Here is a 257-nt window from a genome sequence, read left to right as displayed (position 1 = left end):
AACCACGGCTTGTCCGGCCCGTAGGCGTTGTGGAAGGTGAGATCGATCGCGTGGACGTGGCCCAACGCTCCGCCGCGGACCAGTTGGGCGATCTGCCGCATCCCCTCCGTATAGCGGTACGAGAAATCGACCATCAGCAGCCGGTCTAGGGCTTCTGCCGCCTCCACCACGCGCGCCGCCTCGGCCGCGTCGCGACCCAGCGGCTTCTGGCAGAACACCGCGGCTCCGACCTCCAATGCGCGGATCGACTGTTCCGC

1 protein-coding gene is annotated in these 257 nt (G+C 67.7%); it reads right to left on the bottom strand.

What is annotated here, in order from left to right:
- A partial coding sequence (locus tag AC0IW9_RS31230; protein ID WP_471652176.1) for a Gfo/Idh/MocA family oxidoreductase occupies nucleotides 1-257 on the bottom strand: 257 nt, incomplete at both ends.

It is taken from the genome of Belnapia sp. AC561 (genome assembly GCF_979252845.1).
The sequence above is the reverse complement of the archived record's forward strand: the minus strand, read 5'-3'. Positions and strand labels throughout refer to the sequence as shown.